This is a genomic window from Streptomyces sp. NPDC058239, assembly GCF_042882185.1.
Classification (GTDB): Bacteria; Actinomycetota; Actinomycetes; order Streptomycetales; family Streptomycetaceae; genus Streptomyces.
In genome coordinates this window covers 140,463-156,106 of record NZ_JBHVWS010000003.1, presented here as the reverse complement: position 1 = coordinate 156,106, position 15,644 = coordinate 140,463, and the positions used below count along the sequence as shown (strand labels likewise).

Genomic DNA, 15,644 nt, shown 5'->3' with positions numbered 1-15,644 from the left:
CGGCCACCTGCCCTTTCCCGATGTCAACTCTTCCCGTTCCCGGCACAGTTGACGACCCGCTCGGGTGCGCTTCCCGGCGCCGCGCCCGGCCGGACATGTCAGACTTGGCGCCATGTCGAACCGTGAACCTCTCAAGCCCTTTCTGCTCACCTTTCCCGGGCCGCTGCGCGACCGGCTGGTGGGGGCGGTGCTCGCCGGCGAGAAGGTGTCGACGACCGGGCTGCTCGCGGAGTACGAGGCGGAGAAGGAGGAGCTGCCTCCGGTGGGTGAGCGGTCCGCGCTGATCGACTCGGACGGCCGGGAGATCGCGGTGCTGGAGGTGACGGAGGTGCGGGTGCTGCGCCTCGGCGACATCGATCTTCAGCATGCGATCGACGAGGGCGAGGGCGACACCTCGGTGGCCGAGTGGCGTGCCGGCCACGAGAAGTTCTGGCACAGCCAGGAGATGCGGGAGGCGCTCGGCGACCCGGAGTTCACGGTCGACGACGACACCATGGTCGTCGCCGAACGGTTCCGGGTCGTCGAGCTGCTGGATCCCCTCGTGGGCGCGGCAGAACGGTAGGCGGGGGCCCGCCGGTCTCCTGCGCCTGCGGGGCCGTGATCTCGCGGCAGGTCGACGGTGGGGCGACAGTGCCGCGGCGGCCGGTGCGGGCGGGACTTCGCGGGCACCCCTCAGGACGTGGCCCGCGCCGCCGCCCGCCCCGCCGCCCGGCCGGAGAAGATGCAGCCGCCGAGGAAGGTCCCTTCGAGGGAGCGGTACCCGTGCACCCCGCCGCCGCCGAAGCCTGCCGCCTCCCCCGCCGCGTACACACCGGGCAGGGGCGTGCCGTCCTCGGTCAGCACCCGGGAGGACAGGTCCGTCTCCAGTCCACCGAGCGACTTGCGGGTCAGGATGTTGAGCCGTACCGCGATCAGCGGGCCGGCCTTGGGGTCGAGGATGCGGTGCGGCGCAGCCGTACGGATCAGCTTGTCGCCGAGATAGCTGCGGGCCCCGCGGATCGCGGTGATCTGGAGGTCCTTGGTGAAGGGGTTGGCGATCTCGCGGTCGCGTGCGGTGATCTCGCGGCGCAGTTCGGCCTCGTCGATCAGCGGCTCGTCGGTGAGCGCGTTCATCCCGCGGACCAGTGCGCCGAGATCCTTCTCGACCACGAAGTCCACCCCGTGGTCCATGAAAGCCTTCACCGGGGCCGGTACGTCCGCGCGGGCCCGGCCGATCACGTCACGGATCGACTTTCCGGTCAGGTCGGGGTTCTGCTCGGAGCCGGAGAGCGCGAACTCCTTGCCGATGATCTTCTGGTCGAGAACGAACCAGGTGTGGTCGTGGCCGGACTTCATGATGTGTTCGAGGGTGCCGAGGGTGTCGAAGCCCGGGAAGAGCGGGACCGGCAGCCGCTTGCCGCGGGCGTCCAGCCAGAGGGAGGACGGCCCCGGCAGGATCCGGATGCCGTGCTCGGCCCAGATCGGGTTCCAGTTCTCGATGCCCTCGGTGTAGTGCCACATCCGGTCGCGGTTGATGTGGTGGGCGCCCGCCTCCTCGGTGATCCCGAGCATGAGTCCGTCGACATGGGCGGGGACGCCGGAGAGCATCTTCGCGGGCGGGGTGCCGAGCCGCGGGGGCCACTGCTTGCGTACGAGGTCGTGATTGCCGCCGATGCCGCCGGAGGTGACGATCACCGCCTGGGCCTTCAGCTCGAACGTACCGGTCGGCACCCGGCTGCTCGCGGTGCCCCGGGCGGCGGCGCTCGGCTCCAGGATCTCGCCGCTCACCGTGTCGACGGCGCCCGCGGTGCGGCCGAGACCGGTGACCCGGTGGCGGAACCCGAACTGTACGAGGCCCTTGGCGACGCCCGCGCGGACCCGGCGCTCGAAGGGGGCGACGACGCCGGGGCCGGTGCCCCAGGTGATGTGGAAGCGGGGTACGGAGTTGCCGTGGCCGGTCGCGTCGTAGCCGCCGCGCTCCGCCCAGCCGACGACGGGGAAGAGCCGCAGCCCCTGGGCGTGCAGCCAGGAGCGCTTCTCACCGGCCGCGAAGTCGACGTACGCCTCGGCCCACTTCCGTGGCCAGTGGTCCTCCTCGCGGTCGAAGCCCGCCGTGCCGAGCCAGTCCTGGAGGGCCAGCTCATGGCTGTCCTTGATCCGCATCCGGCGCTGCTCGGGCGAGTCGACGAGGAAGAGACCGCCGAAGGACCAGTGTGCCTGGCCGCCGATCGACTGTTCGGGCTCCTGGTCGAGCAGGATCACCGAGCGGCCCGCGTCGACCAGCTCGGCGGTGGCCACCAGACCCGCGAGCCCCGCCCCGATAACGATCACATCAGCGTCGTACGCCATGGGTTCCATCCTTGTCGGGGCGATCCGGTCACGGCCACGGTGACGGTCCGGCTCGGACGCCGGAAGTTACTCGTGCGTCAGATCCTCTGCATCGGCCGCCACGGCGTCAACCGCCCGGTCGGCGGCGTTCCGACCGCACCCGCAGGGCGCAGGCGCTATCGTCGAAACAAATCACCCACTTCTGGCCTGACTTGAGGTAGAAGCGTGTCGGTGCTGGTCCTCGTGCTCGCCGTGAGTGCCGCCTGCTGTCTGGGGTTCGGTTTCGTCCTGCAGCAGACCGCCGCTTCGCACGCCCCGAAGAGCGACTATCTCTCCTTTCGGCTGCTGCTGGACCTGATGCGGGTGCCGAGCTGGCTGGCCGGGATCGGGCTGATGGTCTGCGGCATGGTGCTGGGGGCCCTGGCCCTGGGCAAGGGCGAGGTGTCCGTCGTCGAACCCCTGCTGGCGACCAATCTGCTCTTCGCGATGGCCCTGTCACGCCATCGCACCGGACAGCGGCTCGGCCGGCAGGGCTGGGCCGGGCTCTGGCTGCTGGCGGGCGGAGTCGCCGCCTTTCTGCTGGCGGGCCGGCCGCAGGGCGGCGAGGCGGTGACCAGTCCGCTGCGGCACTGGCTGGTCATCGGCGTAGTCGTGGGAATCGCCCTGCTGCTCACCACCTTCGCCAAACGCTCGGAGTCCGGGGCCGCCCCGGCGTTGCTCGCGGTGGCGGCGGGGCTGCTGTACGGGCTCCAGGACGCCCTCACCCGGGTCACCGGCGAGCGGCTGTCCGACGAGGGCTGGTCGGCGCTGGTGACGGCGTGGCAGCCGTACGCGGTGGCGGTGCTGGGGGTGACGGGTCTGCTCCTGGTGCAGAGCGCGTTCGAGACGGGCCCGTTGCGGGTCTCACTGCCTCCGCTGACCGCATCCCAGCCGCTGGCCGGGATCGCCTGCGGGATCGGCTTCCTCGGCGACCGACTGCGTACCGACACCGGCGCACTGGCCTGGCAGGCGGTCGGTCTCGCGGCGATCGTCGTCGGGATCGTGCTGCTGGGACTGCATCCGGCGATGCCGGAGGGGCCCGTGGGCGGACGCCGGGAGAAGAGCCTCCAGCCGAACTGACCGGCGTCTGTCCGGTCACAGGGGGCCACCCGCCTGGTTATTAATAATGGCCAGCATTAGAGTGGCCTTCATGGCGAGAACGTCAGGGCAAGAGACCAGGGACAAGCTGATCCGCGCGGCCGAGGAGATCTTCGCCGCGCAGGGGCCGGACGGCGCCCAGCTGCGGGACATCGTCCGACTGGCCGGGCAGAGCAACCCCTCCGCGGTCCAGTACCACTTCGGCTCCCGGGCCGGGCTGCTCGACGCGGTGATGGAAGGCCGCCAGACCCGTACCGAACGGGTGATCGCACCGCTGCTCGACGAACTGGCCGAGGACTGTGGCGTACGGGAACTGCTCACCGCGCTGGTGACGGCCGAGGCGAGCCTGCTCGCCGACGACCGGGGCCGCCGCTGTCTTCGGATCTCGGCCCGGCTCAGCCACGAGACCGGACTGCGGACCGGCCGGTTGCACCCCGCCCTGGACAACACCGCCTACGGGCGGCTGATCGGCCGCATCGGGGACTGCCTGGGCGCACTGCCCGGGCCCGTGCGCCTGGAGCGCCTGGACCTGGCACTCACCCTGATCGGCGCGGCGCTGGCCGACCGCGCCCGCCAGGGTCTCGACGGCACCCGGCCGCTGACCGGCGAGGAGTTCTTCCTCGCCGATCTCGTCGAGACCACCGCCGCGTTCCTGCACGCGCCCGTGCCCGGCGGCGCGTGAACCACCCGCACCCCACGAAGGACAGTGTCATGACCGGCAAGAACAAGCTCAGCGACAAAACCGTCGTCATCACCGGCGGCGCCCGGGGCCTCGGTGCCGAGGCCGCCCGCCTCGCCGTTGCGGGCGGCGCCCAAGTGGTGATCACCGATGTGCTCGACGACGAGGGCGCCACCACCGCCGCCGCCCTCGGGGCGCAGGCCCGCTTCATGCACCACGACGTGACCTCCGAGAAGGACTGGCAGCGCGTCGCCGAATACGCCGTCGCCGAGTTCGGCCGGATCGACGGCCTGGTCAACAACGCCGGTGTATCGACCGGTCAGCCGCTGGAGACCGAGACGGTCGAGCACTTCCGCAAGGTCATCGACATCAACCTGACGGCCGTCTTCATCGGCATGAAGACGGTGATCCCGGTGATGAAGGAGAACGGCGGCGGTTCGATCGTCAACATCTCCTCGGCCGCCGGTCTGATGGGTCTCGCCATGACCTCCAGCTACGGCGCCTCCAAGTGGGGGGTCCGCGGTCTGACGAAGGTCGGCGCGGTGGAGCTCGGCACGGCGAAGATACGGGTGAACTCCGTGCACCCGGGCATGGTCTACACGCCGATGACCGCGTCCGTCGGCATTCAGCAGGGCGACGGCAACTACCCGAACACCCCGATGGGCCGGGTCGGCGAGGCCCCGGAGATCGCGGAGGCGGTCACCTTCCTGCTCTCCGACGCCGCCTCGTACATCACCGGCGCCGAACTGGCCGTGGACGGCGGCTGGACCACGGGCCCGACCGTCAAGTACGTCATGGGCCAGTAATCACTGTCAGCAGGCTGATGTTGGATGAGGGGCATGACTCCTTCTGACGAGATCCTGGACATCGTCGACGAGAACGACGTGGTCGTGGGGCAGGCCCCGCGCGGTGAGGCGACCGCGCGGGGCCTGCGCCATCGCTGTGTCTTCATCGAGGCCAGGGATGCGGGGGGCCGGCTCTTCGTGCACCGCAGGACCCCGACCAAACTGGTCTTCCCGTCCCGCTACGACATGTTCGTCGGCGGGGTGGTCGGGGCGGGCGAGTCCTACGACGAGGCGGCGCTGCGGGAGGCCGAGGAGGAGCTGGGGGTCTCCGGGCTCCCCCGCCCCGAGCCGCTGTTCAAGTTCCTCTACCAGAGCGCGGAGCACTCCTGGTGGAGCCACGTCTACCAGGTACGGTGCGAACTGCCGGTGAATCCGCAGGTGGAGGAGGTCGCCTGGCACACCTTCCTCACCGATGCGGAGCTGGAACAGCGGCTCGGCGACTGGGAGTGGGTGCCGGACGGCCTGGAGACGTACCACCGGCTGCGCGCCTTCCGAGCGGGCGGGGCAGCCTCCTGAGCCGGGGCTCCGGTCACCTGCCGCCTCCTCCTCCCCCCATTTTCCGGTCGGTCTAAGGTTCACGCGTGATCGAATTCGTACAGAGCCTGCGGCTGTGGTTCGCGCCGCAGCGAATCCGCGAAGAGGGCGAAACCCCCGACTACCGGTTCTCGCTCGCCAACGAGCGCACGTTCCTCGCCTGGATCCGGACGGCTCTCGCGCTGATCGGCGGTGGTTTCGCGGTCGACCAGTTCCTCCCGGAGCTGGTGTGGGGCATCCGCGCGGGACTGGCGCTCGCGCTGCTCGCGGCCGGTGTGCTGTGTGCGCTTCGGGCGATCAATCACTGGGTGCGGTGCGAGCGGGCGATGCGGCGCGGGGAGGACCTGCCGGTCTCCCGGTTCCCGACGCTGCTGGGTCTCGCGGTCGCCGTCGTCGCCGTGGCGATGGTGGTGGTGGTCCTCTTCGGCTGGGAGGGCCGGTGACGGCCGACGGGCGCGACCCCGGACTGCAGCCCGAGCGGACCAGGCTGGCGTGGCGGCGTACGACCCTGTCCTGCACGGTGGTGGCGCTGCTGGCGGTCAAGCAGGCGCTGCACAGCGGGGCGAGCCCGGCCGGGATCGTCGCCGTGGCGCTGAGCGCACTGGCCTGGCTGGGTTTCCTGCTCGTGGCGCACCGGCGGGTGCTCGGGATGGGGACCGCGCGGCCGCAGCCGCTCTCGGCTCGCGGTGCGCTGACCGCGGGGGCGTGCACGGTCGCGCTCGCGGTGTTCGCCGCCGCCATGCTGTTCTGAGACCCGGCACCGGGCGTGTCAGACGTCCGGGGTGTCCCAGGGGACGGTGACGACGATCTTTCCGCGGGTGCGCCCCTGCTCGTTCAGCCGGTAGGCGTCCGCCGCCTGTTCCAGTAGGAACACCCGGTCCACATGGACGGTGACGATGCCCTGCTCGGCCAGTTCTGCCAGGTGGGCGAGGTCCTTGGCGTCCGGGCGCACGAAGGCGTAGCGGCCGCCGTACGAGAAGACCTCGCCGTCCGCGATGGAGGCCAGCCGGCCCTGGGGCTTCAGCACTTCGGCGGAGGCCCGGAGCGCCTGGCCGCCGACGGTGTCGAACGCGGCGTCGACCCCGTCCGGGGCCAGCGCCCGCAGCCGGTCGGCGAGGCCGTCCCCGTAGGCCACCGGCTCCCCGCCGAGCTGCCGCACATGTTCGTGGTTGGGTTCGCTCGCGGTGCCGATGACGCGGGCGCCCGCGTGGCGGGCGATCTGGACGGCGAGCGAGCCCACGCCGCCCGCCGCCGCGTGGACGAGGACCGTCTCGCCGTCCTGGATCTTCAGTGTCCGGTGGAGCACCTGGTACGCGGTGAGGCCGGCCAGCGGCAGGCCCGCGGCCTCCTCGAAGCTCAGGCTCAGCGGCTTGCGGGCGAGAGTGCGCACGGGCGCGGCAACGTACTCGGCGAACGTACCGCGGCAGAGAAAGTCCTCCCGGACATAGCCGATGACCTCGTCACCCACCGTGAATTCGTCGACGGCGACACCGGGCTGCACCACGACGCCGGACACGTCCCAGCCGGGGATCACGGGGAACACGGCCTGCAGACCGGCGTCCAGGTAACCCTCGCGGGCCTTCCAGTCGACCGGGTTGACCGCTGCGGCCCGCACCTTCACCAGGACGGTATCGGGGCCGACCTTGGGGTCGGGTCGTTCCCCGTACTCCAGGACGTCGGCCCCGCCGTAGCTGCTGTAGCTGATCGCCTTCATGTACCGACCCTCGGTGCGGGCCGGAGCCCCCGCAACTCAGGCCGTGGCCGCTCCGGGCAACGGTTCCGTCACCAGCGCGGGATCGAGGGGGTCTGCCATCCGGGCTCGGCCTTGCGCATCGCGGCCGCGTCGTCGCGCTCGCGCATCGTGCCGTCGTCGTCGAGCCAGCGCCGGTGCAGCACGGCCAGCTGCTCCCGGTCGAGCTCGACGCCGAGCCCGGGGGCGTCAGAGACGGTCAGCCGGCCGTCCTTGAAGACATGACGGGTGGTGATGACGTCCTCCGTCTGCCAGGGGTAGTGGCTGTCGCAGGCGTAGTCGAGGTTGGGGACGGTGGCCGCGACATGGGTCATGGCGGCCAGGCTGATCCCGAGGTGGGTGTTGGAGTGCATGGAGAGTCCGACCCCGAAGGTGCGGCAGATCCCTGCCAGCTCACGGGTACGGTGCAGGCCGCCCCAGTAGTGGTGGTCGCAGAGCACGACCTGGACGGCGCCGCGGGCGAAGGCCTCCGGGACCTCGGCCGGCGTCGTGACACACATGTTGGTGGCGAGTGGCACGTCGGTGCCCGCGGCGACGGCGGCCATCAGGTCCGTGCCGCTCGACGGGTCCTCCAGATATTCGAGTGCGTCCTTCAGCTGCTCGGCGACGTACAGCGAGGTCTCGACGGACCAGGCGCCGTTGGGGTCGAGGCGCAGCGGCTGCCCGGGGAACTCCTCGGCCAGGGCACGGATCGCGGCGATCTCCCGGTCGGGTTCGAAGACGCCGCCCTTGAGCTTGAAGGAGGAGAAGCCGTGCTCGCGGGCGAAGCGCCGGGCCTGGGCGACGACTCCGGCCGGGTCGACGGCGGCGCCCCAGTCGTCCTGTTCGCCGCCCTCGGGGTGAGCGGCCCAGCGGTAGAAGAGGTATGCGCTGTACTCGACGCTGTCGCGGACCTTGCCGCCGAGCAGAGCGTGCACGGGGAGGCCGAGGGACTTGCCGAGCGCGTCCAGGCAGGCAACCTCGAAGCCGGAGACGACGGAGAGCCGGAGCTTGTCGGCGGTCTGGACGCCGCGCAGCCCACCGGCGTCGACACGCTCGTCGGCCGCGCGTGAATCACCGCACACCTCGTCGGCCAGTGCGAACAGGCCGTTCAGATCGCTGACCGGGCGTCCGACGAGAGCGGTGGCGAGCGGCTGGGCGAGTTCGAGGTACTTGCCGTCCCCGTACGTCTCCCCGATACCGGTCACACCGCCGCGTGTGACGACTTCCACGATGAGCCGGGGGGTGTACGGCTGGTGGACGCCCTGGGTGTTGAGCAGGGGCGGGTCGGCTATCAGGATCGGGGTCAGCCGGACTTCGTCGATCAGCAGCTCGGTATTCATACGTGAACCATATTCAGGGATGCGGCTGAGCGCCAGACTCCGGCCCGAGTCGGGGCGGAGTCCACGCACCGGATTCCGGGAGTCCACTGGACGGCATACCGACTGGTCGGCATCATGAACACCGACCGTCTTTCACCCCGGAGGTGCGCACGATGAGCCCAGTCCACCCGCCAGGTCTCGACCTCGACCGGCTGCGCGGATATCTCGACCGCGAGCGGCCGGATCTGGTGAACGGACCGCTCGAAGCCCGGCTCATCGAGGGCGGCCGCTCCAATCTGACGTACATCGTCACGGACGGCACCGGCCACTGGGTCGTACGCAGGCCCCCGCTGGGTCATGTGCTGGCCACCGCACACGACATGAAGCGCGAGCACCGGGTGATCAGTGCCCTGCACCCCACGGCCGTTCCGGTGCCCGAACCGGTGCTGCTCTGCGAGGACGACTCGGTGATCGGGTCGCCCTTCTACGTCATGGAGTACGTCGAGGGCACCCCGTACCGCACGGCCGAGCAGCTCGCCCCACTGGGCGCCGAGCGCACCCGGGAGGCCGTCCTCGGTCTCGTCGACACCCTCGTCGAACTGCACGCCGTGGACCCCGAGTCCGTCGGACTCGGCGACTTCGGGCGCCCCGAGGGCTTCCTCGACCGGCAGCTGCGCCGCTGGGGCAAGCAGCTGGACGCCTCCCGCAACCGCGAACTGCCCGGCATCGACGAGCTGCACGCCGCGCTCGGCCGAGAGCTGCCCGTCTCCCCCGCGCCCACCGTCGTACACGGCGACTACCGCCTGGACAACGTCCTGATCGGCTCCGACGACCGGATCAAGGCCGTTCTCGACTGGGAGATGTCGACGCTCGGCGACCCGCTGACCGACCTCGGCCTGCTGGTGATGTACAGCTCCGACCTCGGTCTGACGAAGTCCCCGGTCTCCACCACCAGCGGCGCGGCCGGCCATCCCACCCCCGCCGAGCTGATCGAGCGCTACGCCGCCCGCTCCGGCCGGGACACCTCCGCCATCTCCTGGTACACGGCGTTCGCCTGGTTCAAGCTCGCAGTGATCCTGGAGGGCATCCACTACCGCTACACCCTGGGCCAGACCGTCGGCGACGGCTTCGACCGCATCGGCGATCTCGTCCCCGTCTTCATCGAGCACGGCCTCACCACCCTCCAGGAAGGCTGATCACCCCATGGACTTCGCATTCGACGCCCGTACCGAAGAGCTGCGCAACAGGCTGCTCACCTTCATGGACGAGCATGTCCACCCGGCCGAGAAGACCGCGGACGAACAGCGCGCGCTCCTGGCCTCGCCGTGGGACACCCCGCAGATCGTCGAGGACCTGAAGGCCGAGGCGCGGCGGCAGGGGCTGTGGAACCTCTTCCTTCCCGATGCCGAGTACGGCGCCGGGCTGACCAACCTCCAATATGCACCGCTCGCCGAAATCACCGGCCGTTCCCCGCAGTTGGCGCCGACCGCACTCAACTGCGCGGCCCCGGACACCGGGAACATGGAGGTGCTCTTCCAGTTCGCCACGGACGAGCAGAAGAAGCAGTGGCTGGAGCCGCTGCTCGCCGGGGAGATCCGCTCCGCGTTCGCGATGACGGAGCCCGAGGTGGCCTCGTCGGACGCGACCAACATCGAGACGCGCATCGTGCGCGATGGTGATGACTACGTCATCAACGGCCGCAAGTGGTACATCTCAGGGGCGATGAACCCGGACTGCCGGATCTTCATCGTGATGGGCAAGACCGACCCGGAGGGCGCCGACATCCGCCGCCAGCAGTCGATGATCCTGGTCCCGCGCGACACCCCCGGTCTCGAAGTGCGGCGCGCCATGCAGGTGTACGGCTACGAGGACCACTATCACGGCGGTCACGCCGAGGTCGTCTTCACGGACGTACGGGTGCCCGCCGCGAACCTGATCGGCGAGGAGGGCGGCGGCTTCGCCATCGCCCAGGCGCGTCTGGGGCCGGGCCGCATCCACCACTGCATGCGGCTGATCGGCATGGCCGAGCGGGCGATCGAGCTGATGTGCAAGCGGGCGGTGTCCCGTACGGCCTTCGGCAAGCCGCTCGCCCAGCAGGGCGTCGTGCAGAACTGGATCGCGGACGCGCGGGTCACGGTGGAGCAGCTGCGGCTGCTGGTGCTGAAGACTGCGTGGCTGATGGACACGGTGGGCAACCGGGGTGCGCACACGGAGATCCAGTCCATCAAGATCGCCACCCCGCGTGCGGTGGTCGACATCCTCGACCGGGCGGTACAACTGCACGGCGCGGGCGGCGTCAGCCAGGACTTCCCGCTGGCGGAACTGTGGGCGGCGGCACGGACGTTGCGGCTGGCGGACGGGCCGGACGAGGTGCATCAGCGGTCGTTGGCCCGGCGGGAGATCAAGCGGTACGTGTAGGCGGTGGCCCGGGCGGGGCCGGTGGGTGCGAGGGCCCGCCCGGTTGCCGTTTTGTCCTCAATCGCCGGACGGGCTCGGATTGTTGCCGGACGGGCCCGAATTTCCGAGCCGGTCGAGGACGTCCGTGTAGAGGGAGCGTTTGTCGGGGCGGGCGTGGGCGGCGGCTTGGCGGAGGGCGGGGATCGCTGCCTCCCTCATCCCGATGAGCCCCTCGGCCGCCGTCCTGCGCACGACGGGATGCGGGTGCGCGAGCAGTCCGGTCACGGCGGGGATCGCGGGCTCCCAGCCGGCGTGGCAGAGCGTACGGATCGCCGTACGTGTCAATTCCGGCCGGGGGTCGTCCAGCAGGAGCATGGTGTGGCTCAGATAGGTACCCCGGTCCAGCATCGTCCGTGAGGTCCGGTGGGCGCGCAGGCGTACCTTGGCCCGGGGATGGTTCAGCAATTCACCGATCAGGTCCCGCAGCCCGGGGTCCCGGTCCGTGTCCCGGCCCGAGTGGGCCTCGGCCAGTTCTGTGAGTGCCCTGCATATCTGTTCCGGGGTGCCGGTCCGGGCCAGGTCCAGCAGTTCCTGCCAGGACGGGCGGTGCGAAGCTCCGCCGGGCGCGGCCGGGGGGCGGTCACGGAGCGCTGCCAGCGCTGCTGCGTCCTGCTGTGCGGCGTCCGGGCCGCGCAGCGGACCCTCGACGAGCAGAAGCCGGTCCGCCATGTCGTCGCGTCCTTCGGCGCGCAGCCGCCGACACGTGCGCGTCAGCGCGGGGGTGCGCAGGAGTCGGCGGTCGAGGAGCAGGTCGAGGAAGCCCCAGGCCCCGGCGTCGAGACGGTCGCCGAGGATCCTGGCGAGCGCGTCGGCAGGGTAGTTGCGCAGTGCGTCGCCGATTGCCGGTCCGGCGGCGGGCGGGGCGTGCTCCCACCAATCCAGCAACAGCGGCACCAGCGGTTCCAACGTCCACGGGGAGAGCTTCGAGGCCGCGAGAGCCACCCTGTCGTGCAGGACGTCCTCGCCCCGGAGCTCCGTCTCGTCGAGGGTGCGCAGTGCACGGGCCAGCTCCACGCCGATGGGTATGTCGATGTGCCCGCGGAGGTACGCGCGAAGAACCGGCAGCCGGGCCTCGGGCTCGGGCCACTTCGCCAGTGCCAGGGCGGCGGTCTCCCTGCGGTCTGCACGGGTCGACCCCAGCATGTCGAGCAGGCGCTCCCTCAGGGCCGACGAACGGGGCTGGTCGAGGTCGTCGATGTGTACGTGCCGGGGCCGCGGCGCCGGGACCCGGGCGGCCTCGGTGATGGTCCAGGGCGGTGCGTCGAGGGGCTGAAGAAGCGTCATCCAGTCGAGCAGGGCGGCTTGGACTTCGGGGTCCGCGCCATGATGGACCTCGATCAGTGCGGTCAGCCGGTCCCGCGAGCCGACCCTGCCGTCGTCCTGTCGGCGGAACTCCTCCAGAGTGTCCGGTGCGCGCACCGCGTCGTCCAGCGCCGCCCGCCATGCCCGGGTCTCGGCGGGCACGGGTGCCGCGGTGGTCTCCGGGGCTGCGAACACCTCCCTCAGCACGGCGGCCTGCGCCTGCCAGGGGTCGGCGCCGAGCCGGGCCGACGCGAGTGCCTGATCGAGGTCGGCGCGGACCAGCACCGCGCCGAGGCGGCGCAGCAGCGTCAGCGTGGACCGGCTCGGCGTCGTGGGTGCGGGACGCAGTGCCCGTACCGCAGCGGCAACGGCCGGTCTGCCGGCCGCCGTCAGCGTCGGCGCGACCGCTTCGAGTACCGCGATCAGGTCGTGCCGGTCCTCGTCCCGGGCGTCCACGAGCGCGTCGAGCAGGACCCGTGTGGACCGGGCGAATGCCGTCAGCTCCCCGGCCGCCCGTGGCGCGGGGCAGATACGCAGCGCGAACCGCACCAGCCGGTCCCGGGCCGCGGGCCGGGAGCCGGCCAGCCGGAGCCAGTCCGTGAGCATCGGCCTCAGCTCGTTCAGCCGGTCGGGGTGGAGCGGCGCGTCCCTCTCGGCGACGCGCAGCGCGACCGAGGGATTCCAGCCCCCGGCCACCAGCGACCTGATGTCACGGTCCGCCGCACTGTCCACCGATGACCGCTGTGCGACGGCCGATGTGGTGATGCCGTGCCTGGCCAGCGGTATCACCAGATCCTTGACGTCCCCGGAGGCCAGAGCGACCCGGCCGTCCGCCACCAGGGAGAGCAGGGTGGCCGCCACCGGTGACGCCTGGTCGTCCAGCGCGAGGACCGAGCGGGCGCCGAGGGCGCCGTCGAGGCCCGCCAGCAGCAGTTCACGGGTACGGCCGTCCCGGCTGTGCTCGGCGGCGGCGAGAATTGTCGCCGCGCAGGCGTCGCCGAGGACGGCGCGCAGGGCCGCGACGAGCGTGCCGCGCAGCCCGGGGTTGTCGTGGTGCCCGAGCCAGAAGAGCAGCTTGGGCAGCGCCGCCGCGGTGCCCGCGCGGACCAGCACCTCGGCGGCGGTCTTCTTGATGTTCATGTTCGGATGGTCGAGACATGCGGCGATCGCGGTGCACGCCCAGTGGGCCTGTGCGTGACCCAGTGCGAGCAGGGCCTGCCGGACGGTCTGGATGTCCTCGGCGGTCGTCAGCGCGATCAGGGTCGCCGACAGCGCCTGTGCGTCCTCGCCCGTGGCGTCGCGGGCGAGCAGGGCGATGACGTGTTTGCGTACGTGCCGGTCGCGGTGGCGCAGCAGCCGGTGCACCCGGGCTCTGGTGCCCGCCCAGGGGGCCCTGAGCAGCAGTTCGAGCAGGATCGCCCGCTCGCGGTCGGACAGTCCGGGCCGGTCCAGCAGATCCAGTGCCATGGTCGCGACGAGTGCGTGGCCGGCCTCTTGCGCATCTGCCGTGTCGAGCAGGCAGACCGGCCGGATCGCGCCCCGCTCGTGGAGACGGCGGCCCAGGGCGTGCACGGCGTCCAGGACCTCTTGGGGCACCACGGGCTCACCGCCCGGCTGTCCGTGTTCCCGATCCTGCAACGCGGCCTGCTCGGCCACGATGCGCAGCAGCAGGTCTGCGACGGCCGGCAGTGTGCCGGCGTTGCCGTGGTCCGCAAGACGGCACAGCGCCGCCACCGGCTCGTCCGGGTTCAGATGGGAACTCAGCAGGGCCAGTTCCCGCTCGTCCGGGCCGCCCAGGTCCGCCGCGATGCGCGCCGGCAGGTCGACGGGATCCAGCCGTACGAGGAGGGCGCGGCGGTGTGCCGGATCGCGGGTCAGCTGCCACAGCAGTTCGAGGGCGCGGTCCCGTACGGCGTACAGGTGAGGCGCGATCGCGTCACCGGCCAGGCCCAGCCCTTCTCGCAGGGCCAGTACCGTCCGCTGCCCTCCGATGGCCTCCAGGGCGTCCAGGGCCGCGGCGGGCGCCGAGGGCAGCAGCGCGATCACGGCGTCTTCGGCATCCGCATGGCGCAGCTCCCGGATCGCGTCGAGGAACGGACCGGGGGCGGGGGCCGAAGGAAGTACGCGTGCGATCGCGTCCCCGATCGGGAGCTCGCCCGTTCCCTGCCCGGCCAGGGCCACCAGCAGGGCGAGCCGTCGCGGCCGGCTCGGATCATCGGCGGCTGCCTCCGCCAGTACCCGGAACGCCTCCTTCCGGCAGGTGAACAGGATCGTCGCGATCTCACGGAGCGGAATCGAGTGATCGGCCAGGGCCAGGCCGATCACGGCCGGAACTTCCGGACCGTCCACGAAGTACCCGCGCCGGTGGAGACCGCGCAGGCACGTCACCGTCGGCCTGCCGAACAGCAGCGGATCGCGTGCGGCCACGGCCGTGAGTCCACCGATGTCGTCGCGGTCCGCCAGATCGCCGAGCAGTTCCATTCCTCGTCGGCGAAGGCCCGGCGGAAGATCCGGATCGTCGATGATCTGCCGCAGCAGGTCCTTGTGGCCGTGGCGGGCGGCGGCCGCGAGGGCGGCATCGGCCACCGCGGGCCTGTCCCGTGCCGAACCGGCGGCGAGAAACAAAGAGATGCGCCCCTGCGGCAGCGGCTCCATCGCCGCCCACGGCTCGGTGAGTTCGCCCAGCGCACCGGTGACGACCCGGTCGCTGTCGGCGTCGAGCAGGCCGATCAGGTCTTCGCGGACCAGTGCGGGAGCCAGCACTCCGGCGCGCAGCCCCTGCCGCGCGAGCCGCAGCGCCTCGGCCTGCAGCACGGGGTCGCCGCTGTCCGCCAGCACGTCCACGAGCTGAGCCGGCCGATGCGCCGCGGTGATGCCCGTCTCCCGTACGGCCTGGTAGAGGAGTTCGCCCGGGGCCTCGTCACGGATCACCGCCGGCTCGTCGAGGAGTTCGGTGCGCAGCCACGCGATCCTCACCCGTACCGGCAGCCCGGCCGTGCGCCATGCCGGGCGGGGGCGGCCCCTGAGATGGTGGCCGAGTCGCTCGTAGAGCCCCGCCAGGAGGAGATCCGCCTCCGGCGGCCCCATCAGCGATACGGGCAGCAGCCGGGCGAGTTCGGCCGTCTCCCCGTCGTCGGACGGGCGGCCCGCTGCCACTCGCTCGGTGAGCAGGACCAGCCCCAGATGACGCAGGGCGGCGTCCGCGTGCCGGATCAGACGTCCCAGGGCTGCCGGTGGACAGTCCTGTGCGTCCAGGAGTCTCGACAGCCGCCCGGCGTCGGCCCGGCGTACGGCGTCGTGGAACTGTTCGTCGGCCGGCGTCTTCACCGTCG

Annotated in this window: 13 protein-coding genes; 9 read left to right on the top strand and 4 right to left on the bottom strand. The window is 71.4% G+C overall.

The features are described 5' to 3' along the window. The first annotated feature begins 112 nt into the window (after window positions 1-112). Window positions 113-562 carry an ASCH domain-containing protein gene (locus ACFVYE_RS05685; RefSeq protein WP_383958748.1) on the top strand — a complete coding sequence of 150 codons (450 nt, stop codon included), beginning with the start codon at window positions 113-115 and terminating at the stop codon, window positions 560-562. A gap of 110 nt (window positions 563-672) precedes the next feature. On the opposite strand, the gene ACFVYE_RS05680 is transcribed toward ACFVYE_RS05685, so the two are convergent. Further along, window positions 673-2,328 (bottom strand): FAD-binding dehydrogenase, encoded by a 1,656-nt coding sequence (locus ACFVYE_RS05680; protein ID WP_383958750.1) that lies wholly within the window; start codon window positions 2,326-2,328, stop codon window positions 673-675. A gap of 204 nt (window positions 2,329-2,532) precedes the next feature. Between ACFVYE_RS05680 and ACFVYE_RS05675 the strand changes: the two genes are divergently transcribed. From ACFVYE_RS05675 to ACFVYE_RS05650, 6 genes are all read left to right on the top strand, one after another. After that, a complete protein-coding gene (locus tag ACFVYE_RS05675) occupies window positions 2,533-3,426 on the top strand; it encodes a DMT family transporter (RefSeq protein WP_383958752.1) in 894 nt (297 codons plus the stop codon). Window positions 3,427-3,496: 70 nt separating this feature from the next. Continuing rightward, window positions 3,497-4,126 (top strand): TetR/AcrR family transcriptional regulator, encoded by a 630-nt coding sequence (locus ACFVYE_RS05670; RefSeq protein ID WP_389604241.1) that lies wholly within the window; start codon window positions 3,497-3,499, stop codon window positions 4,124-4,126. 29 nt (window positions 4,127-4,155) lie between these two features. Beyond that, on the top strand, window positions 4,156-4,929 hold the full coding sequence (locus ACFVYE_RS05665; RefSeq protein ID WP_389604239.1) for a glucose 1-dehydrogenase: 774 nt from the start codon (window positions 4,156-4,158) through the stop codon (window positions 4,927-4,929). Window positions 4,930-4,962: 33 nt separating this feature from the next. Beyond that, the gene (locus ACFVYE_RS05660; protein ID WP_389604237.1) at window positions 4,963-5,484 is read left to right on the top strand and encodes an NUDIX domain-containing protein; all 522 of its coding nucleotides are present in this window, start codon (window positions 4,963-4,965) and stop codon (window positions 5,482-5,484) included. Window positions 5,485-5,549: 65 nt separating this feature from the next. Then, the gene (locus tag ACFVYE_RS05655; protein WP_383958760.1) at window positions 5,550-5,945 is read left to right on the top strand and encodes a YidH family protein; all 396 of its coding nucleotides are present in this window, start codon (window positions 5,550-5,552) and stop codon (window positions 5,943-5,945) included. Beyond that, on the top strand, window positions 5,942-6,253 hold the full coding sequence (locus ACFVYE_RS05650) for a DUF202 domain-containing protein (protein WP_266362768.1): 312 nt from the start codon (window positions 5,942-5,944) through the stop codon (window positions 6,251-6,253). The genes ACFVYE_RS05655 and ACFVYE_RS05650 overlap by 4 nt, the downstream gene beginning before the upstream one ends. Window positions 6,254-6,271: 18 nt before the next feature. Here ACFVYE_RS05650 and ACFVYE_RS05645 read toward each other — a convergent pair whose 3' ends face one another. After that, window positions 6,272-7,216 carry an NADP-dependent oxidoreductase gene (locus ACFVYE_RS05645; protein WP_389604235.1) on the bottom strand — a complete coding sequence of 315 codons (945 nt, stop codon included), beginning with the start codon at window positions 7,214-7,216 and terminating at the stop codon, window positions 6,272-6,274. 68 nt (window positions 7,217-7,284) lie between these two features. Further along, window positions 7,285-8,574, bottom strand: coding sequence for a glucarate dehydratase family protein (locus ACFVYE_RS05640; protein ID WP_389604233.1), 1,290 nt, complete (start codon window positions 8,572-8,574; stop codon window positions 7,285-7,287). Between the two features lie 152 nt (window positions 8,575-8,726). On the opposite strand from ACFVYE_RS05640, the gene ACFVYE_RS05635 reads away from it, so the two are divergent. Next, entirely contained in the window at window positions 8,727-9,749 is a 1,023-nt protein-coding gene (locus tag ACFVYE_RS05635; RefSeq protein WP_383958766.1) for a phosphotransferase family protein, read from the top strand. A gap of 7 nt (window positions 9,750-9,756) precedes the next feature. Next, window positions 9,757-10,971, top strand: coding sequence for an acyl-CoA dehydrogenase family protein (locus tag ACFVYE_RS05630; protein WP_383958768.1), 1,215 nt, complete (start codon window positions 9,757-9,759; stop codon window positions 10,969-10,971). A gap of 57 nt (window positions 10,972-11,028) precedes the next feature. Here the strand turns inward: ACFVYE_RS05630 and ACFVYE_RS05625 are convergent, their stop codons facing one another. After that, a complete protein-coding gene (locus tag ACFVYE_RS05625; protein WP_389604231.1) occupies window positions 11,029-15,639 on the bottom strand; it encodes a HEAT repeat domain-containing protein in 4,611 nt (1,536 codons plus the stop codon). Window positions 15,640-15,644: the final 5 nt, after the last annotated feature.